At 71.4% G+C, this 23,617-nt stretch carries 25 protein-coding genes and 2 pseudogenes; 18 read left to right on the forward strand and 9 right to left on the reverse strand.

Translation table 11 applies throughout. The annotated features are described in order from the left end of the window. Positions 1 to 13 precede the first annotated feature (13 nt). Positions 14 to 199: a hypothetical protein gene (locus ACT3T9_RS06040; protein ID WP_345075816.1), complete on the reverse strand. Its 186-nt coding sequence runs from the start codon at positions 197 to 199 to the stop codon at positions 14 to 16. Between the two features lie 246 nt (positions 200 to 445). Here ACT3T9_RS06040 and ACT3T9_RS06045 point away from each other — a divergent pair, with 246 nt between their 5' ends. The 4 genes from ACT3T9_RS06045 to ACT3T9_RS06060 all read left to right on the forward strand — a co-directional run bounded on the left by ACT3T9_RS06045 (position 446) and on the right by ACT3T9_RS06060 (position 4,579). Next, on the forward strand, positions 446 to 1,948 hold the full coding sequence (locus tag ACT3T9_RS06045) for an MFS transporter (protein ID WP_345075817.1): 1,503 nt from the start codon (positions 446 to 448) through the stop codon (positions 1,946 to 1,948). Positions 1,949 to 1,982: 34 nt separating this feature from the next. Then, a complete protein-coding gene (locus tag ACT3T9_RS06050) occupies positions 1,983 to 2,537 on the forward strand; it encodes a TetR/AcrR family transcriptional regulator (protein ID WP_345075818.1) in 555 nt (184 codons plus the stop codon). 114 nt (positions 2,538 to 2,651) lie between these two features. Further along, the gene (locus tag ACT3T9_RS06055) at positions 2,652 to 3,911 is read left to right on the forward strand and encodes a sensor histidine kinase (RefSeq protein ID WP_345075819.1); all 1,260 of its coding nucleotides are present in this window, start codon (positions 2,652 to 2,654) and stop codon (positions 3,909 to 3,911) included. Then, positions 3,908 to 4,579: a response regulator transcription factor gene (locus tag ACT3T9_RS06060; protein ID WP_345075820.1), complete on the forward strand. Its 672-nt coding sequence runs from the start codon at positions 3,908 to 3,910 to the stop codon at positions 4,577 to 4,579. Before ACT3T9_RS06055 ends, ACT3T9_RS06060 begins: the two co-directional genes overlap by 4 nt. Before the next feature lie 33 nt (positions 4,580 to 4,612). On the opposite strand, the gene ACT3T9_RS06065 is transcribed toward ACT3T9_RS06060, so the two are convergent. Further along, positions 4,613 to 6,010 carry a DUF4241 domain-containing protein gene (locus ACT3T9_RS06065; RefSeq protein WP_345075821.1) on the reverse strand — a complete coding sequence of 466 codons (1,398 nt, stop codon included), beginning with the start codon at positions 6,008 to 6,010 and terminating at the stop codon, positions 4,613 to 4,615. A gap of 188 nt (positions 6,011 to 6,198) precedes the next feature. On the opposite strand from ACT3T9_RS06065, the pseudogene ACT3T9_RS06070 reads away from it, so the two are divergent. Then, positions 6,199 to 7,266 (forward strand): annotated as a pseudogene (locus tag ACT3T9_RS06070) (acyltransferase family protein); the annotation flags it as partial. Positions 7,267 to 7,520: 254 nt separating this feature from the next. Here the strand turns inward: ACT3T9_RS06070 and ACT3T9_RS06075 are convergent. Next, positions 7,521 to 7,856 (reverse strand): ArsR/SmtB family transcription factor, encoded by a 336-nt coding sequence (locus tag ACT3T9_RS06075; protein ID WP_345075822.1) that lies wholly within the window; start codon positions 7,854 to 7,856, stop codon positions 7,521 to 7,523. Positions 7,857 to 7,959: 103 nt separating this feature from the next. Between ACT3T9_RS06075 and ACT3T9_RS06080 the strand changes: the two genes are divergently transcribed. The 6 genes and pseudogenes from ACT3T9_RS06080 (at position 7,960) to ACT3T9_RS06105 (ending at position 13,081) form a co-directional block, all read left to right on the forward strand. Continuing rightward, positions 7,960 to 9,051 (forward strand): NADH:flavin oxidoreductase/NADH oxidase, encoded by a 1,092-nt coding sequence (locus ACT3T9_RS06080; RefSeq protein ID WP_441444467.1) that lies wholly within the window; start codon positions 7,960 to 7,962, stop codon positions 9,049 to 9,051. Positions 9,052 to 9,145: 94 nt separating this feature from the next. After that, complete coding sequence (uppS, locus tag ACT3T9_RS06085) at positions 9,146 to 9,895, forward strand: polyprenyl diphosphate synthase (RefSeq protein WP_444598835.1); 750 nt, start codon at positions 9,146 to 9,148, stop codon at positions 9,893 to 9,895. Further along, entirely contained in the window at positions 9,892 to 10,758 is an 867-nt protein-coding gene (locus ACT3T9_RS06090) for a hypothetical protein (protein ID WP_441444465.1), read from the forward strand. Before uppS ends, ACT3T9_RS06090 begins: the two co-directional genes overlap by 4 nt. 70 nt (positions 10,759 to 10,828) lie before the next feature. Further along, positions 10,829 to 10,960: pseudogene (locus ACT3T9_RS06095) on the forward strand (DUF1541 domain-containing protein); the annotation flags it as partial. Positions 10,961 to 10,986: 26 nt separating this feature from the next. Continuing rightward, complete coding sequence (locus ACT3T9_RS06100) at positions 10,987 to 11,382, forward strand: MerR family transcriptional regulator (RefSeq protein ID WP_441444464.1); 396 nt, start codon at positions 10,987 to 10,989, stop codon at positions 11,380 to 11,382. A 148-nt stretch (positions 11,383 to 11,530) separates the two neighbouring features. Continuing rightward, a complete protein-coding gene (locus tag ACT3T9_RS06105) occupies positions 11,531 to 13,081 on the forward strand; it encodes a SulP family inorganic anion transporter (protein WP_441444463.1) in 1,551 nt (516 codons plus the stop codon). A 74-nt stretch (positions 13,082 to 13,155) separates the two neighbouring features. Here the strand turns inward: ACT3T9_RS06105 and ACT3T9_RS06110 are convergent, their stop codons facing one another. Next, complete coding sequence (locus ACT3T9_RS06110; protein WP_441444462.1) at positions 13,156 to 13,707, reverse strand: GNAT family N-acetyltransferase; 552 nt, start codon at positions 13,705 to 13,707, stop codon at positions 13,156 to 13,158. Between the two features lie 108 nt (positions 13,708 to 13,815). Next, a complete protein-coding gene (locus ACT3T9_RS06115; RefSeq protein WP_441444461.1) occupies positions 13,816 to 15,063 on the reverse strand; it encodes an MFS transporter in 1,248 nt (415 codons plus the stop codon). A 95-nt stretch (positions 15,064 to 15,158) separates the two neighbouring features. On the opposite strand from ACT3T9_RS06115, the gene ACT3T9_RS06120 reads away from it, so the two are divergent. The 3 genes from ACT3T9_RS06120 (at position 15,159) to ACT3T9_RS06130 (ending at position 17,009) form a co-directional block, all read left to right on the forward strand. Then, complete coding sequence (locus tag ACT3T9_RS06120) at positions 15,159 to 15,773, forward strand: ArsR/SmtB family transcription factor (RefSeq protein ID WP_441444460.1); 615 nt, start codon at positions 15,159 to 15,161, stop codon at positions 15,771 to 15,773. Positions 15,774 to 15,793: 20 nt separating this feature from the next. Further along, positions 15,794 to 16,219, forward strand: coding sequence for a GNAT family N-acetyltransferase (locus tag ACT3T9_RS06125; RefSeq protein WP_441444459.1), 426 nt, complete (start codon positions 15,794 to 15,796; stop codon positions 16,217 to 16,219). A gap of 103 nt (positions 16,220 to 16,322) precedes the next feature. Continuing rightward, a complete protein-coding gene (locus ACT3T9_RS06130; protein ID WP_441444458.1) occupies positions 16,323 to 17,009 on the forward strand; it encodes a Pr6Pr family membrane protein in 687 nt (228 codons plus the stop codon). 33 nt (positions 17,010 to 17,042) lie between these two features. On the opposite strand, the gene ACT3T9_RS06135 is transcribed toward ACT3T9_RS06130, so the two are convergent. The 3 genes from ACT3T9_RS06135 to ACT3T9_RS06145 form a co-directional block, all read right to left on the reverse strand. Beyond that, positions 17,043 to 17,567, reverse strand: coding sequence for a DUF2812 domain-containing protein (locus tag ACT3T9_RS06135; protein WP_441444457.1), 525 nt, complete (start codon positions 17,565 to 17,567; stop codon positions 17,043 to 17,045). Then, the gene (locus ACT3T9_RS06140; RefSeq protein ID WP_441444456.1) at positions 17,564 to 17,887 is read right to left on the reverse strand and encodes a PadR family transcriptional regulator; all 324 of its coding nucleotides are present in this window, start codon (positions 17,885 to 17,887) and stop codon (positions 17,564 to 17,566) included. Before ACT3T9_RS06140 ends, ACT3T9_RS06135 begins: the two co-directional genes overlap by 4 nt. A 136-nt stretch (positions 17,888 to 18,023) precedes the next feature. Next, positions 18,024 to 18,815 (reverse strand): SDR family oxidoreductase, encoded by a 792-nt coding sequence (locus ACT3T9_RS06145; RefSeq protein WP_441444455.1) that lies wholly within the window; start codon positions 18,813 to 18,815, stop codon positions 18,024 to 18,026. A 199-nt stretch (positions 18,816 to 19,014) separates the two neighbouring features. Between ACT3T9_RS06145 and ACT3T9_RS06150 the strand changes: the two genes are divergently transcribed. Both ACT3T9_RS06150 and ACT3T9_RS06155 read left to right on the forward strand, forming a co-directional pair. Then, entirely contained in the window at positions 19,015 to 20,403 is a 1,389-nt protein-coding gene (locus tag ACT3T9_RS06150) for an amino acid permease (RefSeq protein ID WP_441444454.1), read from the forward strand. A 137-nt stretch (positions 20,404 to 20,540) separates the two neighbouring features. After that, entirely contained in the window at positions 20,541 to 21,155 is a 615-nt protein-coding gene (locus ACT3T9_RS06155) for a CueP family metal-binding protein (protein ID WP_441444453.1), read from the forward strand. Between the two features lie 69 nt (positions 21,156 to 21,224). Here the strand turns inward: ACT3T9_RS06155 and ACT3T9_RS06160 are convergent, their stop codons facing one another. Beyond that, on the reverse strand, positions 21,225 to 21,854 hold the full coding sequence (locus ACT3T9_RS06160; protein WP_441444452.1) for an NADPH-dependent F420 reductase: 630 nt from the start codon (positions 21,852 to 21,854) through the stop codon (positions 21,225 to 21,227). A gap of 117 nt (positions 21,855 to 21,971) precedes the next feature. Here ACT3T9_RS06160 and ACT3T9_RS06165 point away from each other — a divergent pair, with 117 nt between their 5' ends. Continuing rightward, positions 21,972 to 22,295, forward strand: coding sequence for a MarR family winged helix-turn-helix transcriptional regulator (locus ACT3T9_RS06165; protein ID WP_442331883.1), 324 nt, complete (start codon positions 21,972 to 21,974; stop codon positions 22,293 to 22,295). A gap of 198 nt (positions 22,296 to 22,493) precedes the next feature. Next, on the forward strand, positions 22,494 to 23,612 hold the full coding sequence (locus ACT3T9_RS06170; protein ID WP_444606145.1) for an Abi family protein: 1,119 nt from the start codon (positions 22,494 to 22,496) through the stop codon (positions 23,610 to 23,612). Positions 23,613 to 23,617: the final 5 nt, after the last annotated feature.

Here is a 23,617-nt window from a genome sequence, read left to right on the forward strand (position 1 = left end):
AGGCGGGCGTCGCTCAGCTGCCGGCGCGATTGCCGCGGCGTGCGAGGGGCAGCGTGCCGAGCGAGGCGATCGCGATCACCGCGAGACCTGCACCCACGAGCGGCTGATCGCCGAGGAGCATCACGAGGGCGAGCACGCCCGCGATGAGCGCTCCGGCGATGGCCGCCATGGTCATGAACCTTCTCGAACTCTCGGTCATGGTCTGCTTCCTCTCGTTGCGGGTGGTGCCAGGATCGCAAGGAGCGCAGGGGCCGGTGAACCGACTTTCGGCGGACGACGCCGCCGGGTCCGCGTCCGATGGGCGGAGCTGAGCTCGACGTCGGGTGGGTACCTCGGACGCTCGGCTGTGCGGGACGGAGTGTGGCGCGGGCCGCACCGCCTTGACCGTCGTTCACGACGACCTTGAAACTGTACCGACGCGACGGTTCAGTTCTGAGGAGTACCGATGACCGACACGATGAGCCCCCGGCGCCGCTGGGCCGCCCTGGCCGTCCTGGTGGGGGCTGTGCTGCTGCTCGCCATCGACGCGACGGTGCTCTATCTCGCCGTGCCCGCCCTCACGGCGGATCTCTCCCCCACGGCCACCCAGGTGCTGTGGATCGGGGACATCTACTCCCTCGCCCTGGCAGGGCTGCTGGTCACGATGGGCAACCTCGCGGACCGCATCGGGCGCAAGCGGCTGCTGCTGCTCGGCGCGACCGCCTTCGGGGCGGCCTCCGTCCTCGCAGCGTTCGCTCCGTCGGCCGAGGTGCTCATCGCCGCGCGGCTGCTGCTGGGGATCGCCGGGGCCACGATCATGCCCTCGACGCTGTCGCTGATCCGCAGCATCTTCACCGACCCCGCCGAGCGGACCCGGGCGATCGCGCTGTGGTCCGCCGCAGCGGCCAGCGGGATCGCCCTCGGCCCCGTGGTGGGCGGGGCGCTGCTGGAGAGCTTCTGGTGGGGCTCGGTGTTCCTCATCAACCTCCCCGTCATCGCGGCGGTGCTGATCGCCGGCGGGTGGCTGCTGCCGGAGTCCCGCAACCCCTCGCCGGGACGCTTCGACCTCGTCTCCAGCGCCCTGTCGATGATGGCGATCATCCCGTTCGTCCTCACCGTCAAGCAGATCGCCGGCGGGAGCGCCGGCGTCGGCACCCTCCTCGCGATCGCCGCAGGGATCCTCGGGGGCGTGCTCTTCGTGCGCCGCCAGCGCCATGTCGACTCGCCCATGATCGAGGTGGATCTGTTCCGCAACGCCGCCTTCAGCGGCGCGGTGCTGGTCAACTTCACCTCCGTCTTCGCGCTCAGCGGCGTGCTGTTCTTCTTCTCCCAGTACCTGCAGCTGGCCCGCCACCTCAGCCCGCTCCAGGCCGGCATCGCGCAGCTGCCCGTCGCTCTCGCGTCCATGGCGGCAGTGCTGCTCGTGGGATTCCTGCTCGCACGACTGGGCCGCGGCCGAGCGATCGCCCTCGCGCTGCTGACGGGGGCGGCGGGGCTCGGCCTGCTCGCAGTGCTCGAGAGCAGCGAACAGCTGGGCTGGGTGCTGCTCGCACTCGTCCCCCTGGGGCTCGGCATCGGGATCGCCGAGACGCTCAGCGTGGACGCCGTCGTCTCCGCGGTGCGTCCGGCGAAGGCCGGGGCCGCCGCATCGGTGTCGGAGACGGCCTACGAGCTGGGCGTGGCCCTCGGCATCGCCGTGCTGGGATCCGTCATGACCGTGCTCTACCGCTCCGGCCTCACGCTCCCCCCGGATGTCACCGGCGCGACGGCGACGAGGGCGCAGGACTCGCTGTCCTCGGCGTCGGCCGTCCTCGCCGACCACGCCGCCGCCCTCGCGGCCGCCGAGCACGCCTTCGTCTCCGCGATGCAGGTGACCACGCTGATCGCCGCGGGGGTCATGGTGGTCTCGGCGGTCGTCGCCTTCGCCCTCATCCCCGACACCCGGGCCACCGCCTCCGCCGCCCGCTGAGGCGGGCGCGGCGAGGATCAGGGAGACTGGAGCCATGGCACGCACAGCAGGGCGCAGCGCGGAGGACACCAGGCGACTGATCCTCGACACCGCCATCCGCCTGGTGGGCCGGAAGGGCACGGCGGTGCCGGTCTCCGAGATCGCCGCCGAGGCGGGCATCTCCAAGGGGGGCCTGCTCTACCACTTCCCCAGCAAGGAGGCGCTCCTGCACACCCTGGCAAGCGACCTCATGGCCCAGTTCCGGGATCAGGTCCACGCGAGCGCGGCCACGGAGCCCCCCTCCCCCGGCCGGCTCACCCGCGCCTACGTCCGTGTGAGCTTCGCCGACGCGGGCGACGTCCACCGGCTGCGCGATTCCATCGCCCTGGCCTCCCACCTCATGTTCGAGCCGGGACTCGCCGAGCTCGCCCAGCAGGACGCGACGCAGTGGCGCGAGGAGCTCCATGCCGACGGGCTCGATCCCGCCGTGGTGCGCCTGGTGATCGCGGCGTCCGACGGGAGCATCAGCGCCCCGCTGTGGGGCGCGATCCTCGACGACAGCGACCGCGAGCGGCTCGAGGCCTCCCTGCTCGACCTCGCGACGCCCTGACGCCGCGCTCGATGCAGAGCTGAGGCCAGGGACCGTCCGAAGGTCGGGGTCGCACCCCGCGGAACGGTACTTCCGAGCGATGCGCACGGCGTATCGCCGTCCTAGCATCGAGCCGTGAAACGCTCCGTGACCGCCGTGACCGCTCCCTCTGCGGGCGCCGACGGCATCGCTCCCGCCGCCCCCTCCCCCGCGGAACTCCTCCGGCGACGGACCGCGGTGATGATCGTGCTGGGGGTCGCCGCACTGGCGCTGTTCTGCGTGCTGGTGCCGATCCACGCCAACGGATACGGCACCCCCGTCGTGCTCGCCCTGCCACTCGGCGCCGCACTGGTCGCCGCGCCCCTGCTGGCCGTCCCCCGCCCTCGCACCGCGAGCGTCCTCGCCTGCCTCCCAGCCTGGATCCTGCCGCTGGTGTCTCTCGGCGACGGACCCTCGTCCTGGCCGTGGCCGTGGTCGGTGCCCGCGATGATCGCCTTCACATTGTTCGTGCTGGTCATCACCACGCTGCACGGCTGGAAGGCAGGAGCGGCACCGCTCGCGATCGGGCACCTTGGCCCGCTGCTGAGCGCACCGCTGCTGGGGCGGGCGGAGGCGGCCGGTACGGATCTCATCGTCGCAGCCTCGCTCAGCGCGGCGGCGTCCCTGGTGGCGGTGCTTCTGGGCAGCAGGCTGCGCGTGGGCGAGGAGCTGCACCGCGAGCGAGAGGTCTCCGCCGCGGAGCACTCGCGTCGGCTGCTGGTCGAGGAGCGCACCCGCATCGCCCGCGAGCTGCACGACGTGGTCGCGCACAGCACCGCCCTGACCCAGGTGCAGGCCTCCACCGCCCGCTACCGGATCCCGGACCTCTCCCCCGAGGCCGCCGCGGAGTTCGACGACATCGCCCGCAGCGCCCGCGGCTCCCTCGAGGAGATGCGCCGCCTGCTGGGGGTGCTGCGCACGGAGGACCACACCCCGCCGCTCGCGCCGCTGCAGGGCGTGGCCGAGATCCCCGAGCTGGTGGAGGGCTTCCGCCGCGCGGGCGCGGAGCTGGAGCTGCACCTGGACGAGGTGCCGGAGCCGGTGCCCGCCTCCGTGGACCTGGCCGCCTACCGCGTGACGCAGGAGGCGCTGAGCAACGCGGTGCGGCACGCGCCCGGCGCACCGATCGACCTGCAGGTGGTCTTCGAACCCGGCGCCGTGATGCTCCGCGTGCACAATGAGAGGGTCCCCGCCGCGGCGACCTCCGCCCCTCGAGGTTCCGGCAACGGGTTGCGCGGCATGCAGGAGCGCGTCTCGCAGCTGGCAGGAACCCTCCGGCACGGGCCCGACCCGGACGGGGGCTGGACCGTCACCGCAGTCCTTCCGCTCACCGATCACCCCCAGGAGCCCGCATGACGATCTCCGTCCTGCTCGCCGACGACGCCGCCATGGTGCGGGCGGGCTTCGCGGCCCTGCTCGACGCCCAGTCCGATGTGCGCGTGGTCGGCCAGGCCACCACGGGCAGGGAGGCCGTCGCGCAGGCGGCACGGCTGCGCCCGGACGTGGTGCTCATGGACGTGCGCATGCCGGAGATGGACGGGATCGAGGCGACGCGGCGCATCGGGGCACCCGACTTCCCCGCCTCCCCGCCGCCGCGGATCCTCATGCTCACCACCTTCGACATCGACGACTACGTCCACGACGCCCTGCAGGCCGGGGCGAGCGGCTTCCTGCTCAAGGACGCGACACCCGAGGAGCTGGTCCACGCGGTGCGGGTGGTCGCCGCCGGTGACGCGCTGCTCTCGCCCGGGATCACGCGGAGGATGATCGAGCAGTTCGCCGCCCGTCGGCCGCGCGCCCCGCGCGATGCGGCGCTCCTGGCCCAGCTCACCGACCGCGAGCGGGAGGTCCTGATGCTCATCGCCGAGGGCCGCTCCAACAAGGAGGTCGGTGAGGGGCTGTTCATCTCCGACCACACGGTGAAGACCCATGTGGGGCGCCTGCTCACCAAGCTCGGCGTGCGCGACCGGGTGCAGCTGGTGATCCTCGCCTATGACAACGGCCTGGTCTCGCCGCTGAGCTGATCGCTCGGAGGGACTGCCCGGTGAGCGGCGCCGTCACTTCTTCCGGCCGGAGAGCCCTCGCGTCCTCCCGTTCTGGGCCACCATCTCGAGCACGTCCGCGCCATCGACCTGGATCTGTGCGGGCTGGAGCTGGTACCCAGTGATCAGGAACCGCGCCTCGGCACCCGCCTGCGGCACATCGCCGATCCGCTTCGTCCGCAGATCTCCGACGATCGCCCCGAGACGCTTGGCCATCCGGGTGATCGACATGCCGGGGTCCGAGTAGATGACCTCGCGGCCTCCCAGAGCGGCGAAGCCCCGCGTGATGACCGTCGGAGTCTCCGCCTCCTCCACGGGCCGGACGCGGAAGGCCAGGGGAACATTCGCCTCGAGATCCCTGATGAACTGCTCGGGAGTGAGCACGAGGCGCTGCGCCGGGATCCAGACGGCGATGGGGAGGGGCACCTCGGCGAGCATGACGACGAAGCTGAGGACCGCGCTCAGCGGATCATCCCCGGAATGCGGGCCGATGGAGAGGGCTCCTCGATGTGCAGCGATCCGCTCGACCAGGTCAGCGCTGTCGTCGGAGCAGGCAGCGTCGCGGAGCAGGGCCGGGTCCTCGATCCGGCCCGCGACTCCCATGTGCATCATGACATCGTGCGCGGTCTCGAAGACGGCCGCAGTGCTCCCCGTCCGGGTGAGCTCGCGGGCGCGATGGGGCAGGACGGCCTCCAGCACCTCGCCGAGGTGAGCCGGGTGATGGTCCAGCAGCAGATGAGCCGTCAGCGGACCTGCAGGCTGCGGCGTCTCGGAGCTGTCGGGACGTTCCCTCACGGGGCCCACCACGCCGAGATCGATGTGGAGGGCGACCGTTCCTCCCCGCTCGTCGAGCCCTCGGATGACGGGGTAGACGCCATCGCCCCATCCGGAATGGCTCAGGATGACGTTCTCCCCGTGCTGGGCGCCCGGAAGGATGATGTTCGCCGTGCCGTCCAGCAGATGCTCGGGATCGTCCATGAGAGTGAACCAGCTGTCCGGTCGGCCGGAGTCGAAGAGCTCCTCGAGGTCCTCGGCATCCTTCGGCAGGAGGCGCTCCACGGAGTCCCGGTCGGCGAAGGAGACGGCACCGGAATCGACGAACACCTCGGCGTCGTCGACCAGCTCGCGGCTCCTCTCCGCACCGTCGGCCAGCACCACGCTGAGATAGGCCTCGCGCAGGTGGCTGCCGTCCTGGGCATCGGAGACATCGGCCACCGTGACACTGACCGGATACGCGCCCGGGGACACCTCGATCACCCGGCCCTCTCCCAGACGGGTGAACGGATCAGCGACCTCGAGGCGACCGGAGTGCACTCGGAGGACACCGAGCTCGTGGACGCTGAGGGTGAGCGTGCCACCCTGCGGGTTGGAGGCGGGTCCAGGGGTCAGGGCGGCGAATGCAGAGAGATCCATGGCGGAGACTCTAGCCAGCATCGAATCGTGGAACACCTCCCGACGGGTCGTCATCCGACGGCTGGGGCGGCGCCGGTCTCGCCGCTGAGCTGATCGCTCGGAGGGACCACCCCTGCCGGCACCTGCGCGCGACGCGGCAGGGGGCACCTCGTCCATAGCGTCCTCGGCATCACCCGAGGAGGAGCCCCATGGCCGTCATCGATCTCGCGCCCCCGCGCCGCGCGCACGTCCCCGCCCGCACCCCTGCCCCCTCGCACCGCGATCGCGGCATCGACCTGGTCCGCGCGCTGTGCGTGCTGGCCGTGATGCTCGTCCACGGGCTCCAGGTCGCGGTCACCGCCGGCGCGGCCGGGCCGGTGCTCGAGTACGCGACCCGCGGTGCGGCCTGGTATCCGCCGCTGACCTGGCTGCTGCAGGTGATGCCGCTGTTCTTCGTGGTCAGCGGCTTCGCCGGCGCCATCGCGCACCGCCGGCTGCGGGAGCGCGGAGGCTCCGCGACGGACTTCGTCACGGCCCGCGTGCATCGCCTGCTGCTGCCGGCCCTCGCCCCGATCGCCGCGGTCGCTCTGGCCCTCGCCGCACTGCCCGCCCTCGGCGTCCCCGACGAGCTGCTCGGCGAGGCGGGGCTGCGCTGGCGCGAGCCGCTGTGGTTCCTCGCGGTGTTTCTCGGCGCCCAGGCGCTGCTGCCGGCGCTGCTGCGGGCGCATGAGCGGGCGCCCTGGCCCTCGCTGCTCGCCCTGGCCGGCGGCGCGGTGATCGTGGACGTGCTGCGCGCGGAGACGGGGATCGACGCGGTCGGGTACGCGAACCTCGCCTTCGTCTGGCTCGCGCTCCAGCAGGCGGGCTTCCTGCTGGCCGACGGGCGCATCGAGGCCCTCTCCCGCCGCGCCCGGCTGCTGGGCGCGGGAGCGGCCGTGACCGCTCTGCTCGCCGCCTTCGCGAGCGGGCTCTGGTCCCCCGACCTCATCGCGCACCTGAACCCGCCCACCACCGCCCTGCTGGTGCTCGGCGCGGCGCAGACCCTTGCGCTCTCCCTGCTGCGGCCCCGGCTCCGCGAGCTCGCGGAGCGTCCGCACATCGCGGCCGTGACCGGCTTCGTCACCGCCCGCACGATGACCTTCTACCTGTGGAACCTCTCGGCGCTGCTGCTCCTCGCGGGCGGGACGCTGCTCCTCGCGCACTGGGGCGCGCTCACCCTGCCGGAGCCCTCGAGCCTCCAGTGGTGGCTGGACCGGCCGCAGTGGCTGCTCGCCTCGATCGTGCTCACGGCGACGGCGGCCCGGCTCTTCGGCCCGCTCGAGCGGGTACGTGCGGTGCGGCCGACGGGCGAGCTCCGCCGCACCGGGCAGGCGATCGCGCTGGGCCTCGCCGGGCTGGGGCTGCTGCTCGTCGCGGGCGCCTCACCGCTCAGCGGCGTCGCGGCGCTCGCGCTGCTGCTCGGGGCGCTCGCCCGGATCCGCGCCCCGCGCCCGACTCTCGGCGAGGCCGGGCCGGCTGGGTCGGCTCGGCGTCAGGAGTCGCCCGACGGCGCCGCCGGTCGCGCAGGCTCCGCCGCGAGCACCGCACCCAGCAGGCCGGGGAACCGGGACTCGAGGTCCTCGTCGCGCAGGCAGTTCAGGATCGCGGTGCCGCGGTAGCGCTGGGAGATGACCCCGGCCTCGCGCAGCACCCTGAAGTGATGGGTGGAGGTCGACTTGGAGACGGGGAGGTCGAAGGCGATGCACGCCTGGTCGTCGTGGCCACCGGCGAGCTGGCGGACGATCGTGCGGCGGATCGGGTCCGCGAGCGCGGAGAGCACCTGGTCCAGGGCGATCTCCTGCGCATCGGGGTGGGGCAGTGTGCGCACCGTCTCCTCCTGGTCTCTTCTCGCGGGGTCCCCCGAGAGTACTATCGTCCTCGTAGTACGGCATCCTTCGTACTTAGCGTCGACCCCTCCGGAGGCTCCTCCCGTGACGACCCTGTTCACCCCGCTCCAGCTCCGCGGCCTCGAGATCCCGAACCGCGCATGGATGTCTCCCATGTGCACCTACAGCGCGGCGGCCGAGCCCGGATCGGCCGGCCGGCCCACCGATTTCCACCTCGCCCACTACTCGGCCCGCGCGGCCGGCGGCGCGGGCATGGTGATCCTCGAGGCGACGGGCGTGGCCCCCGAGGGACGCATCAGCCCCTTCGACCTCGGCCTGTGGGAGGACGCGCAGATCCCGGACTTCGCACGCATCGCCGCCGCGATCCGCGCACAGGGCGCGGTCGCAGGCATCCAGCTCGCGCACGCCGGCCGCAAGGCCTCGACCGGCCGACCCTGGGAGGGCGGGGCCTGGCTCGGCACCGACGAGCTCGGCTGGATGCCCTACGGCGCGAGCCCCGTCGCCTTCCCGGGCGGCCCGGTGCCCCACGAGATGAGCCGCGAGGACATCGCCGCGGTCGTCCGCTCCTTCGGCGACGCCGCACGCCGCGCGCTCGAGGCCGGCTTCCAGGTCGCGGAGATCCACGCCGCGCACGGCTACCTGCTGCACTCCTTCCTCTCACCGCTGACCAACCACCGCACCGACGAGTACGGGGGCGACCTCGCCGGCCGGGCCCGGCTGGTGCTCGAGGTGGTCGACGCGGTCCGTGCCGCATGGCCGCAGGAGCTCCCGGTGCTGATGCGGATCTCCACCACAGACTGGGTCGAGGAGAACCCCGAGGACCCGCGCGAGAGCTGGACCTACGAGCAGTCCGCCCAGCTGGCCGCCTGGGCCGGGGAGCACGGGGTGGATCTGATCGACGCCTCCTCGGGCGGCAACGACGTGGTCCCGATCCCCCGCGACGAGGACTACCAGACCCGTTATGCGGCGCGACTGCGCCGGGACACCTCGGTACCGGTCGCGGCGGTCGGCCGCGTGGCGCGGGCCGAGCAGGCGGAGGAGCTGCTCTCCTCCGGCCGGGCCGATGCCGTGCTGGTGGGCCGCGAGATGCTGCGGGACCCCTCGTGGGCGAACCACGCCTCCCGCACGCTCGGAGCCGCTCCGCGCTTCCTCGAGCAGTACTCCTACGCGCTCTGAGGGGTCCCGGCACCTCGGGCGGGCGCGGTGAAGGTTCTGCGCCGTTCCTGCCCGTGCGCTTCCCGGGAGGGCTCCGGGACTCCAGGATCGACTCATGACAGCCCCCGACGTCTCTGCGCGACTCACGCCGAGCTCCGTGGCGATGCCCCGGCACGTGGGCGTCATCATGGATGGCAACCGCCGCTGGGCACGCGCTCAGCACCTCCTCGACCCGAGCGCCGGGCACCGGGCCGGCGCCGAGCATCTGTCCCGCCTGCTGGGCTGGCTGGCCGCGCGCGGCATCGAGCACGCCAGCGTCTACGTGCTGTCCGCCGACAACATCCGCCGTCGCGACGCCCGTGAGCTCGGCGTCCTCTTCGCGCTGCTCGAGACCACCATCCCGGAGAGGGTGCGCGCCGCAGAGCGCTGGCAGCTCCACGTCAGCGGCGATCTCAGCCTCCTGCCGGGGCCGACGCAGCGCGCGCTGCGGAAGGCGGTGGAGGAGACCCGCGGTCGCCCGGGCCACCTCACTCTGGCGATCGGCTACGACGCCCGCGCCGACATGGCCGCGGCGCTGCGGCGCGCCGTCTCCGCCCTGCCCGAGGCCGACGTCGAGCAGCTGACCGTCGCTGCCGTGACCGCGCAGCTGGCCGGCGGCCCGGTGAAGGACATCGACCTGATCATCCGCACCGGCGGCGACAGCCGCACCTCGGGATTCTTCCCGTGGCAGAGCAGCGCGGCAGAGCTCCACGTCGCCTCCTGCCCGTGGCCGGCGTTCACGGAGAGCGACCTCGAGGCCGCTCTCACGTTCTTCGCGGCGAAGCGGTCCGGGGCCCCGACGGACTGCATCTCCGCCACCCCATGAGGCAGGATGAAGCCCGCACCGGAGACTCCGAGGGGGAGCACATGACGATCACGGCGGGCGAGACGACGACCGAAGTCCACATCAAAGCCTTCACCACGTTGCGACTGGAGGACGTCACCACGGAGGTGGACGGTCGCCCCGCTCGCCTCAGAGAGGCGACCGTCTACTGGGAGTTCGAGGACGGACAGTGGCGCATCAGCTTCGTGCAGCTCGACGGCGTGCACCTGAAGAAGAACGGAGCGGAGTCCCGCAGGGCCCTGAGCACGAGCTCCGAACCTGCTGACGGCACCGAGGACAGCTACGGACTCACCACCCCGCAGGTGATCGTCGAGGCCGCGCTGGCGCACACCCCCGACTGGCTGCCGCAGATGAACGAATCGGGCTACGCCTCTCGCGAGCGATCGGATCACAGGGGTGAGGACACAGCACTCCCGGGCCACGACGGACCCTCCCCCGCACGGTCGGAGCCGCACCATGCTCCCGCAGGCATCTCGCACGTCGGGACCACGACCCAGGTCCTCGTGCACGCCTACACCGCCCTGCAGCTGGAGGACTTCCCCATGCAGGTGAAGGCTCGCACCGCCAGGATCGCGAAGGCCGAGATCCGTTGGGGATTTCAGGAGGGCGCCTGGCGCGTCGACGCCGTGCACGTGTGGGGGCCGGTGATCCGCCAGAAGGACGGGACGGAGTCCTCCCAGCACGTCAGCGAGCTCACCCGGCCCGCCAACGCCTCGAACTCGCAGTACGGCGTGATCACCCCGCCGGAGATCATCGAGGTGGCCCGGCGGAACGTGCCGGACTGGGAGCCGCAGATCACCGGGACCCACCTCCCCCGGATCCCGACGCTGCGCAGCAGCCTGTAGCGAGCCCTTCTCGACGCGGGCGGCGCGAGCGCGGGCCCCTCCGAAGGGTCGGCCATCCCGCATCATCGTGGTCCGTGGCGCCGAGGCGACCATCGACAGCTCCATGCAGGAGACCGTCTACATGGTCGACCTCGAGATCGACGGGATGACCATGACCCACCACAAGTGGGTCGTCGAGAGCGAGATGCAGCCGGCCGGCTGAGACGCGAGATGGTGCACACTGACTCCATGAGCGAGAAGGACGACGACCCTCGGCTGCTTCATATCGGCGCGGTCGCCGAGCGGACGGATCTCAGCCTGCGCACTCTGCGCCACTACGACGAGATCGGCCTGATCACCCCGTCGGAACGCACCGCGGGAGGGTTCCGCCTCTACTCCGAGGCGGACGTCGAGAGGATCCTGCTGATACGCCGGATGAAACCGCTGGACTTCACCCTCGAGCAGATGCGGGAACTGCTCGAGGTCACCGAGGCCGCCATCCGACCCGGCGCCTCCGCCGAGGTTCGGCAGAAGCTCCGCGAGTTCGAGGAGTCCGCGCTCGAGCGACGTGCGTCCCTCGCACGCAAGGTCACCATGGCCGACGAGTTCCTCGCGCGACTGCAGGAGCTGTCCTCCGGGGCGTGACCCGACAGCAGGCGGGTGAGACCTGAGCGGCTGTGACGGGCGTCCCCTATCGGCGAGACCAACTCTCACGTAACGTGAGGTTTGATCGCGAGCCCCTCACGGAACCGTTCCATGCCTCCGGGGCTCCCCCACTCCCCCGAGGACACTGATGACCCCCTCTGCCGCAGCAGCCGTCGACAGCGAGCCCCAGCACTCCCAGCAGCCTCCCGCCACGGTGCGCAGCGCCCTGCGCGACCCTCGTCGGCTCAGGACCGAGATCCTCGGCGGCCTGGTGGTCGCGCTCGCCCTGATCCCCGAGGCGATCTCCTTCTCGATCATCGCCGGCGTCCCACCGCAGGTGGGCCTGTTCGCCTCCTTCACCATGGCGGTGACGATCGCTGTCGTGGGCGGCCGACCCGCGATGATCTCCGCCGCGACCGGCGCGATCGCCCTGGTCATCGCCCCGGTGGCCCGTGAGCACGGCTTCGACTACTTCATCGCCACCGTGCTCCTCGCCGGGCTGCTGCAGATCGTGCTCGCCCTGCTCGGGGTGGCGAAGCTGATGAGGTTCATCCCTCGCAGCGTGATGACCGGCTTCGTCAACGCCCTCGCGATCCTCATCGTCACCGCCCAGCTGCCGCACCTGATCGGCGAGGACATCCCGCTGATCGTCTACCCGCTCGTCGCGGCCGGCATCGCGATCATGGTGCTCCTGCCCCGGCTGACCTCTGTGGTGCCGGCGCCGCTGATCGCGATCGCACTCCTCACCCTCGCTGCGGTGACCGCCGGCTGGACGTTGCCGAACGTCTCCGACCAGGGCGAACTGCCCGAGTCGCTGCCGGAGCTGTTCTTCCCGGACGTCCCGCTCACCCTCGAGACGCTGCAGATCATCGCGCCCTACGCGCTCGCGATGGCGCTGGTGGGGATCATGGAATCGCTGATGACCGCGAAGCTGGTCGACGACATCACCGACACCCCCTCGGACAAGACCCGCGAGACCTGGGGCCAGGGCGTCGCGAACCTGGTCGCCGGGTTCTTCGGCGGCATGGGCGGCTGCGCCATGATCGGCCAGACCATGATCAACGTGAAGCAGTCCGGGTCCCGCACCCGGCTGTCCACCTTCCTGGCCGGCGTGTTCCTGCTGATCCTGGTCGTCGCCCTCGGTGACATCGTGGGACTGATCCCGATGGCGGCGCTGGTCGCGGTGATGATCATGGTCTCCGTCGGCACCTTCGACTGGCACAGCATCCGCCCCTCCACGCTGCGCCTGATGCCGTGGTCGGAGACCGCGGTCATGCTCGTCACCGTCGCCGCCACCGTCCTCACCCACAACCTCGCCGTCGGCGTGATCCTGGGTGTGCTCACGGCGATGGTCCTGTTCGCCCGGAGGGTCGCGCACCTAGTGAGGATCGAGAAGGTGTGGGAGACCGACGTGGACGCCGACGGCACCATCGACATCCGTCGCTACGCCGTCACGGGCCAGCTGTTCTGGGCCTCGAGCAACGACCTGGTCCACCAGTTCGACTACGCCGGCGATCCCTCGACCGTCATCGTCGACCTCACGGCGGCTGACATCTGGGACGCCTCCACCGTCGCGACCCTGGACGCCGTGCAGTCGAAGTACGCCGTGCACGGCAAGGAGGTGCGCATCATCGGCCTGGACGGGGCGAGCCAGCAGCGGCTCGAGCGCCTCTCCGGCAAGCTCGGCGCCGGGCACTGAGCCAGGACCGGGCCGCCGTCCCGCGAGGACGGTGTCCACGAGAGCCTCGTCGAGCGATCGGCGAGCACGCAGGATCACTGCATCGTCGCGGCCAGCTCCCGGGCGTCGAGCTCACGGTCCGCGAGCACCAGGCGCACAGCCGACGGGTCTGGATTGCCCGCATCGGGACCGCAGTGGCGCAGCGTGAGCCCGACCTTCTCGGCCACGGCGGCGGAGCCGCGATTGTGCTCGAGGAGGTAGGCCACCACCGGCAGCTCGGGGCGCGTCGCGCGCGCCACCTCGACGGCCGCTCCCGCGAGCTCGGTGGCGAGGCCGCGCCCCTGCACCTCGGGGGCGAAGCGGTATCCGAGGTTCCAGAAAGCGCCCTGACGGACCGCGCAGCCACCGTGCCCGACGACGGCGCCGCCCTCCCTCACCACCCAGGCCCCGAGACCGTGCTCGCGCCAGTCGGCGAGCCAGCGATCGAGCGCCGCAGCGGTGGTGGAGAGCTCGGCGAAGCGCCCGCTCGGCAGATGGGTCCAGGTGCGCGCGTCGGAGTAGAGGCGGTGGAGGTCCTCCAGGTCCTCGTCGCACGGGGCGTCGAGCTGCAGACGCTCGGTGCACATGCTCATCGCGGTCCCTGCCATGACGTCACCTCTCCGGCCGGCCGCAGTCGCGTCCGGCACGGCGAGATCCTAGGCCGCCCGGGAGACACCGCCGGTCGAGGCGCCTGGCCGCAGCATGCGCCGCCCCGGTCACTCCGCCGCCTCGAATCTCCGCAATGTCGGGCTGAGGGCTCCCACCAGTGCGGTGAGCACGAAGCCCGCGCCCGCAGCGGCGAGCGCCCAGCCGCCGCCGAGGGTCTCTGCGAGCAGGCCGCTGACCAGCGGTCCGAGCGGTGAGAGTGCCATGCCCGCGACGGTCAGCAGCGAACCGATCCGGCCCAGCATCTCCGCCGGGACGAGCTGAGCGGTCACGGCGCTGAAGGCGACGTTCAGCGCCGGCGTGACCAGGCTGAACGCGAGGATCGGAAAGAAGGGCCACCACGGGGCGAGCGGCAGCGCGGCGAGCATCAGGCACACGCCGAGCACCGCAGGGACACCGATCGCGAGACGGCCCGGGCGCACCCGCCCGGCCACCCATCCGGCGGCGGATGCCCCGAGCAGTCCGCCGAGGCCGATGCCGGTGAGCACGAGGCCGGCGAGCGTCGCGGTGCCGCCGAGGGAGCCGATGTGCACGATGAGCGCGAGGATGACGCCGCCGCCGAAGAAGTTCATCGCCATGATCACGAGCGACAGCTCCCGCAGGCCCCGTCGGCCGAGCAGCCACCGCAGAGCTTCCCCGGACTCCGCGAGCATGCCCCGTCGCGACGGCCCGTCCGCAGCGCCCTCCGGCGAGGCACCGGCGGCGGGCTCCGGCCGTCGCGGCACCTTCGCGAGCACGGCGAACACCCAGGCCACGGCGACGATCGCCGCCATCATGAGGTACGGGGCGAGCAGCCCGATCCCCGTCAGCAGGCCGCCGATCGCCGGACCGAGCACGCGCCCGGCGTGGGAGCGCGCCTCCTCCTGGGCGAAGGCGCCGCGCAGCTGGGCGGTCGGGACGACGGCACGGATCGAGACCTCCCGGGCGGGCCCGAGGAAGGCCTGGCAGACCCCGTCGACGACGGCGAACAGCACGAAGCCCGCCATCCCCTCCGCGCCCGCGGCCAGGCCTGCGAGCAGGATCGCGGCGTTGAGCACCTGGACGGCTTGGGCGATCAGCAGGATCTGCCGCCGGTCGTGCCGGTCCACCCAGATCCCGGCGGGCATCTGCGCGAGCAGCATCGCCGCCGTGAGCACCGCGGCGACCAGCCCGGCGCGGGCGGCGCTCCCGGTGAGGGCGAGCAGCGTGAGCGGCAGGGCGACGCGGTTGATCTCGGTGCCGAGCGTCGCACAGGCCGACCCCGCCCAGAGGAGCTGGAACCGGGTGTTGCGCCGCAGCGGCGGTGGCACGGCGCTCATCGACCACGAAAATCGTGAAACAGGTGCTTCATAGAAGTGAAGGTAATGCTTCAGGACTCGTCGGGGCAAGAGCGCCCCCGGCCTACGATGTCGCCATGGCCCTCGATCCCCCGCTGCACCTCGACGACCACGACCGCATGCGCGCGGTCAGCCATCCGGCGCGGTGGCGGATGCTCCAGGAGCTGTGGGCGGGCAGGACGCTGACCAGCACCGCCGCCGCGGAGCTGGTGGACCTCTCCCCGTCGGCGATGAGCTATCACCTGCGGCGCCTGGCGGCGCTGGGCCTGGTGGAGCAGACTCCATCGGCCGACGGCCGCGAGCGACCGTGGCGGGCGACCACCGACGGCCTGAGCATGACCGGCCAGCCGGACCCCGCCCTCGGCGGGCTCATGATGCAGAACTTCAGCGCCGACGTCTCCAGGGCTCTGGCCACCCCGCCGCCCGCCGAGGGCGACCCCCGGCCGTGGCCGGCGAGCTTCGGCCATCGCCGAGTGCGGATGACGCGCGCCGAGGCGAAGGAGCTGAGCACGCGGCTGACCGCACTGCTCGCCGAGGCGGAGGCCGCCGGCGCCGCGCGCGCCGAGGCCCCGCAGGACCCAGCCCCCGAGGACGAGCCCGTCTTCCGCTACGACCTCTTCTGGGCGACCGCTGCGGCCGATGGGGAGGCCGGGGAGGTTCAGCCGGACCCCCGCCGTGCGGACCGCTCCTGACCTCGAGCTACGGTGGCGCCATGACCTTCACGATCACCGCCTGCGCGGCCTCCGACCTGCCCGCACTGGCCGAGACGGTCGCACTCTACGAGGCGGTGGGCTGGAGCGCCTACACCGACCATCCCGAGACCCTGAGGAACGGTCTCGCCGGCTCGCTGCGCGTGGTCGTCGCGCGCCGGGCGGGACGGCTCGTGGGCCTCGCCCGCGTGGTCGGCGACGGCGCGACGATCTGCTACCTCCAGGACGTGCTCGTCCATCCCGACACCCGGCGCGAGGGCCTCGGGAGGCGGCTCGTGCAGGAGGCCTTCGCCCCGTACGGCGACGTCCGCCAGCACGTGCTGATCACGGACGAGGAGCCCGGGCAGAGGGCCTTCTACGAGTCGCTCGGCTTCTCGCAGTTCGGCACGACCCTGCCCGGGCGCACCTTCGTGCGCTTCGCCGGCTGAGCGGCCGCCCTCCGGCGGGGCCCGCGCGCGCCCCTCGACATCGGTGGTTGGATGACCCCATGGAACCCCTCTAGCGGCGTCCGCCGCACACCGGCGGGCCGCGATGACCGGGCTGTGGCCCGTCGCGCGGCTGGCCGTGGCCCTGCTCTGCCTCGCCGCGATCGTCCGCCAGCTGATCGTCACGGTCGGCAATGCCCAGGAGCTGTGGCCGGACCAGCTCCCCACGGTGATCACGAACTACTTCAGCTACTTCACGATCCTCTCGAACCTCGGCGCCGTCGTCACGCTGGCCCTCGGGGCGGTCTGGGCGCTGCGGACCCGGGGCGGCCGGGAGGCCGAGCCGGCCTGGCTGGCGACCCTGTTCGTCTGCGTGAGCACCTACATGATCGTCACCGGGGTGGTCTACAACCTGCTGCTGCGGTCCTCGGAGATCACCGGCCTCGCCGGCGCCTGGACGAACGAGGTGCTCCACGTGGTGGGCCCCGTCTTCCTGCTCGTGGACGCACTGGTCGCCCCTCGCCGTCGCGCTCTGCCGTGGCGGACCGTCGGCATCGCCGCGGCGTTCCCGATCGCCTGGGCGCTCTACACGCTGCTGCGCGCGAACCTCGTGTCCTCCCCGGTCACGGGCGACCCCTGGTGGTATCCCTATCCGTTCCTCGACCCGCACCTGGTGCCCGGCGGCTACCTGGGCGTCGCGGGCTACATCGTGGGCATCGCCGCTGTCATCATCGCGGTCGCCGCGGCCGTGACCTGGGCCCGGCGCGCGCCGGGACGACGCGTCACCCCCTGAGCAGGCCGCGCCGTCGTGCGCTTCGCCGGCCGATCAGGCCTTCTCGAAGAGCCGTGCACCTCGGTGCCAGAAGCCGATCAGGGGCAGCACTGTGTAGATGACGGGCAGGACGGCGAGGAGCGCGATCCCTGCGGTCAGCCAGGAGCTCCAGTCGACGGCCCGGAGGCCGAGCCCCACGAGCACGAAGATCGCGAGGGCGATGGCCGACAGGACGGCGTAGCGGTTCCGCTCCCGCAGCAGCTCCTCGGCCCGGCTCGCCGCACCCGAATGGACGGGCGGTGTGCCGGGCGCTGCCTTGAAGACGTGCGCGTCCCCCAGGGACAGCACATGCTCCCAGCCGGCCTCGCTGAAGTAGAAGAGGAAGTCGGAATCGGGGTCGCGCTCGTGGGCGAGGTCGAAGATCGCGTCCTCGGGCTCTCCCTCGCGGAACTTCCACCCGTGACCGAGCCGGGCGACGCCTGCGAGATGTCTCCCCTGCGCCGCCTCCTCGGCGAACATCGCGAGATCCTTCTCGGGCTCGAAGGCCAGGCCTGCGCTCATCCTGCTGGTCGTGCTCATGAGTCCTCCATGATCCTGTCCGCCATGGCCAGCAGCTGCCGGCGGCGTTCGATGTTGCGCTCGAGCACGTCGCGGCCGACGGCGGTGAGCTGGTACGTGCGACGGGCATCCTCCGCGTCCAGCTCCTCGATGAAGCCCGCGGCGCTGAGCTTCTTGAGCGTCGTGTAGAGGGAGGCCGGACCCACCACGACCGTCCCGGCGCTCTCCGCTTCGAGGAACTGCGAGACCGCGTAGCCGTGCCGCGGGCGCACCAGCGCCAGCAGCACGTGCACTGCGGCGTCGGCGAGCTCGCCGGTATCGAAACCGGACCTGCGTGCCATCGTCCACCTCGCTCCCCATCGGCATCACTCGATGATGCATCCATGAATGATATACCTGGCCGAGGTCGTCGTCCACCCGGACGCAGGAGGGCCCGGGGCACTGCCCCGGGCCCTCGATCATCAGCTCTGCCGTTCCTCAGACGCTCTGCCAGATGTCGTCCCCGCGTCGCAGCGCGTCGAAGCCGCCGTCGACGAAGAGCACCTGGCCCGTCATCCGCGCGTTCGCGGCCGAGACCAGGAAGGCGTGGACGGCGGCGATGTGCTCGGCCTCGGCGATGCCGTTGTACGGCGCGGGCATCGCGTCGTCGGCCATCTTCCGACCCTCCTCGCTCGCGAAGAGCTCGGTGGTCATGCCGGTGCGCACCTGGCCCGGGCCCACGCCGTTCAGGCCGATCCCGGCGCCCGCGTACTCGGCGGTGGGGGCCATGCGGCGGATCCAGCGGGAGATCGCGCGCTTGGAGCTGGAGTAGTTCGCGTAGCCGATCTGCGGGCCCTGGGCGGCGAGCGCGGCGCCGCGGGCGAGCGCGGCCTCGGCGTCCCCGGCGAGCAGCAGGTCCACGAGCTCGGGGTCGTTGCCCTGCAGGGTCGCGGCGGAGCTGGTGACGCTGATCCGCGGGGCGTCGGCCCTTGCGAGCTGCGGGCGCAGCGCCTCGATGAGGGCCACGGTGCCGAGGTAGTTGATCTTCACCGACAGCTCGGAGGGTGCGGAGACGCCGGCGTTGGCGACGAGCCCGTCGAGCACGCCGCCGGTGCGCTCGGCGATCTCGGCGGCGACGCGGTCGATCTGGGCCGGGTCCGAGAGGTCGCCGGTGACGTCGCCCTCGCGCAGGTCGACGCGGATCACGGTGTCGCCCGCGGCCTCGAGCTGCGCTGCGGCGGCCTTCCCGATGCCCGAGGCGGCTCCGGTGACGACGATGGTGCGTGCCATGAGTGGTTCCTTCCACATCCTCTCAGCACTCCGAGCCGGGGCGCTGATGTCCTCCCAGCGTAGGAGCGCTTTCTGCACGTTGCCGGGACGAAGGGACCGCCGTCGGAGTGGCCGGACACACGTACCCTCCTGCACCGCCGCGGCCATACGGTGTCAACTGCACAAGAAGTCCCTCCCCAGCCTCGGAGCATTCCCCACGATGAGCACGACCACGCAGGACGCCCCCTCCTCCGCCGCGACCCGGCGCCGACCGGGCCTGAAGGCCCGCCACCTCCACTTCATCGCGCTCGGCTCCGCGATCGGGACGGGCCTGTTCTACGGCTCGGCGGGCGCGATCCAGGCGGCCGGCCCCTCGGTGCTGCTGGTCTATCTGCTCGGCGGCGCGGTCGTGTACTTCATGCTGCGTGCGCTCGGCGAGATGGCGGTGCGGATGCCGATCTCCGGCTCCTTCGCCGAGTACACCCGCCGCTTCCTGGGGCCCTGGGCCGGGTACATCACCGGCTGGATGTTCGCCTTCGAGATGCTCATCGTGTGCCTCGCGGACCTCACCGCGATCGCGATCTACATGCGCTTCTGGTTCCCGGACACCGCGCAGTGGATCTGGGTGGCGCTCACCCTGCTGATCGTGGGTGCCGCGAACCTGGCCAGCGTGCGCTGGTTCGGGGAGCTCGAGTTCGTGTTCACGCTCATCAAGGTCACCGCCGTGATCGGGATGATCGTGGGCGGCGCGGCGATCCTGGTGTTCGGCCTGGGTTCGGCGGGCGGCGGGAACCCGCTCGCGAACCTCACGGCCGACGGCGGCTTCTTCCCGCACGGCGCCGGCGGCATGATCAGCGCCTTCATCCTGGTGCTGTTCGCCTTCGGCGGCACCGAGATCATCGGTGTAGCCGGCACCGAGGCGGAGGATCCCGGCACCGCGATCCCGAAGGCCGTGAACACGGTCCCGGTGCGGATCCTGCTGTTCTACGTCCTCGCGATCGGCGTGATCCTGCTGATCAACCCGTGGCGCACGATCACCGGCGAGGAGTCGCCCTTCGTGCAGATCTTCGACACCCTCGGCGTGAACTGGGCGGCGGCGCTGCTGAACCTGGTGGTGATCACCGCCGCGCTCTCGGCGATCAACGCGGACCTGTTCGGCGCCGGCCGGGTGGTCGCCGGGATGGCACGGCAGAAGCTCGCCCCCCGGGCGCTCTCCCGCACCGTCAGGGGCGTCCCCGTGGTCACCACGGTCGCGATGCTCGGCGTGCTGGTGATCGGAGTGATCCTCAACGCCGCACTGCCCGAGGCGGTGTTCACGATCGTGGCGTCGCTCGCGACCTTTGCGACGATCTTCGTGTGGCTGATGATCCTGCTCGCCCAGGTCGCCTCCCGCCGCAGCATGAGCCGCGCCGAGCGCGAAGCGCTCGAGTTCCCGGTGCCCTTCTGGCCCTACGGCCAGCTCTTCGCGATCGCCTTCATCCTGTTCACGGTCGGGATCATGGTGTGGGAGCCCGCGTACCACACGGCTCTGCTGGTGGGCTGCGGGTTCCTCGCCGGGATGTCGCTGCTGTACATCGCCACGGGCCGCCACCGCCTGCCCCGCGGCTGAGCAGGATCGGGGCTGGGCAGGATCGGGGCTGGGTGGGAACAGGCAAGCGCAGTCCACAGGGAGGCCCGTCAGCCCGGGAGGCCCGCCGGCGGGGTACCGTACCCAGTGACTTGTCGTCGTCCTGAGAGGAACGCCCTGTGCGCACCGCCCCAGCCGTTTCTCGCAGAGCTCTGCTCGGCGGCTTCGCGCTGACCACCGCGCTGGCCTCCCTGGGCCTCGCAGGCTGCGGCGGCTCCCCCGATGCCGACTACTCCGCTGCCGGCAACCCCCTGGAGGGCCTGCTGCGTGCGGACGGCCTCGCCGGGCGCGACGCCCGCAAGATCATCGACAACCTCGAGGCCCTGCCCCTCGACGAGCGCTCGCACAGCATGCAGGCCACGGTCCTCCCGGACCGCCTCGCGCTCAGCGACGACTCGGGCCGTGAGGCCGCGCTCTCGCTGCCGGCCGGGCAGTCCTACACCGCCGTCGCACCGTTCGTACGGACGACGCATGACTGCTTCCACCACGAGCTCTCGCACTGCACCGGCGAACTGCTGAGCGTCGCGGTCGAGGTCCTGCTCACAGCGGACGACGGTGCGGTCCTGCTCGACGAGAAGCGCACCACCGCCCCCAACGGCTTCCTCGGCCTCTGGTTGCCGCGGGATCAGGAGCTGACGCTCACCGTCTCGCTCGACGGCGCGGTCGCGACGGCACCGCTGAGCACCCACCCGGACTCCGCCACCTGCATCACCACGATGCAGCTGACGGCCTGAGCCGCCCCAGCACCCACGAAGAGCCGCCCGGGACTCCAGGGTCCCGGGCGGCTCCGTGTCAGCGGACGCTCACTTGCGCAGCGCGAACCCGCCGGTCCAGCCGGTGATCTCGCGGGCGGCGAGGGTCATCTGCAGGAAGCCGACGGCCTCCATCTCGCGGGCACGCTTGAGCGAGCCGGCATCGACGCCCTTGACGCCACCGGCGGTGACCAGGTCGATCAGCGCGGTCTTCGCAGCGTCGTCGTCACCGGCGACCAGGACGGTCGCGGGGACGTCGCCGCCCACCTGACCGGCGGCCAGTACGCCGGCGAAGACGGTGTTGAAGGCCTTGAGGACGCGAGCGCCGGGGAGCTTCGCCTGCAGCTCAGCGGCGGCCGAGGAGTCCGCGGGGGCGGTGAGGGAGTCGAAGGTCGTGAAGTCGACGGGGTTGGTGACGTCCACGACGATCTTGCCGTCCAGCTGCGCGCCGTAGGTGGCGACGAGCTCGTCGAAGGCGGTGACGGGGACGGCGAGGACGACGATGTCGCCCGTGATCGCGTCGCCGACAGCGCCGGCGGTGCCGGAGACCTGTGCAGCGAGCGCGGTGGCCTTCTCCTGGTCGCGGCCCAGGACCTGGACCTGCGCCCCGCCCTTGGCGGCAAGTGCGGCGACGGCCGATCCGACGTTGCCGGATCCGATGACGGCGAGGGTGGTGCTCATGGCATTTCTCCTTGGTGCAGCGCTTGGCGCGCCCTCGTCACCATCGGACAGAAGCTCCCGTCCCGACTGGACGAGCAGCTCACCGCGGACGCCGGGATCATCAACTTCGAGTACGCGATCCTCCAGGCCCTGATCGCCGCACCCGAGACGACCCTGCGCATGGGCCAGCTCGCCGACGCCGCGCTGGCCCCCATGCCGAGGGCCTCGAAGGCCGTCACCCGGCTGCAGAAGCGGGGGCTGGTCGAGAAGGTCGCTTGCACCGACGACGGCCGCGCGATCAACGTTCACCTGACCCGGGAGGGCCGGCTGACCTGGCTGCGCGCCACTCCCCCTCACATCGAGCTCGCCCGCGACCGGATCCTCGGCGACCTCTCCGAAGAGCAGCTCGAGGCGCTCGCAGCACTGCTCGAGCCGATCGGGGCTCGCCTCGACGAGGCCTGAGGCTTCGCAACGGCTCATCTATCCGCCCTTCGTGCATACCGAGACCGGGCGGCCGGTCGCGCGCCGAGGAACGGGCTCGACTTCGAAGTCAGAGCGCACAAAAAAGCGCCCCAGTGGCTTAGTCTCAAGGACCAGAGGCCGCTCTGGAGCGCGATGCACGTATCGTATCACCCCCGTGTGCTTACAGCAGGGGGAGTGATGTCCGGGGTTCCGCAGTGGGTGTCCGAGGCGCGCTTCGAGGAGTACCTCGTAGCGGCGAACCACGACTATGAATCAGCCCTCCGACTCTACGAGTGGAATGTCGCGATCTCCGCCGGGTTCTTCGAACTGATCGCCCATGTCGAAGTAGCGCTGCGCAACTCCGTCGACAAGATCCTCGCGCCGCTGGAGGTGGCTGAGAGCGCCCGCGTCGACGTGGCTCTTGGCTGGTGGTTCGCCAGCCCTTCCTTCCTCGACAAGGATGCCCTCAAATTCCATGAGATGGCCTGCAAGCACCTCGGGAAGAAGGCGGACACCGCGTCGCGGGACAAGGTGCTCGCCTCGATGACATTCGGACTGTGGGAGGCGATCTTCGGCAAGAAATACGAAAATTTATTCCGCAAGCATCTCGTCCATGCTTTTCCCCATCGACCGAAGGGCTTCGTGCGTGCGTCCGTCCACACCTCTGTGCTGGCGTTGCGCATTCTGCGAAACCGCATCGCGCACCACCAAGCGATCTTCGACCAGCCCCTGGAGGAGCGCTTCGAGCAGGCCATGGACATCCTCAGCTGGATCGACCCCAATCTTCAGGCATGGGTGCGTGGAGCCTCCCGCGTGCCCGATCTCCTTGACGAGCGCCCACCCGCCGCCGAATCCGTCGCGGTCGTGGTACCGGCCAAGGATGCTTGGCACTTTTACCTGGAGCACGGCGTCTACATTTGTCAGCCGGAACGCTACTTCCGAAACGTTAGCCATCTCGGGTTCTACGCCGAGAAAGCTATTCAACTTGAGGTCCCAAAGGTGCTGAAGCGAATCGACAACGTCACCTGGACGCCTGAAGAGATCGGTCGCCTCAAAGGGACCCACCGTGATGAGGACCAGCGCCTCGCCGACATCATCAAAGCCGGTCTCGCCTCGCACTGGAGAGGTCCGGCGCACCAGGTCTTCTTCCTGACCCGCCCAGGCGAAGACGGAGATCGGCTGGGTCACGTCACGCTCGAGCACACGCTGGACAATCTGCGTTCAGGGCGTGGAAGCGGCTGGGTGCAGCGGCAACGGTACGTCTCCGTCACAGACCTGCGCTCCGCGCGCACGCTTGCGGAGCTCGATCAGCAGTGAGCCGA

It is taken from the genome of Brachybacterium sp. AOP29-B2-41 (assembly GCF_052378395.1).
In the GTDB taxonomy this organism is placed as follows: domain Bacteria; phylum Actinomycetota; class Actinomycetes; order Actinomycetales; family Dermabacteraceae; genus Brachybacterium.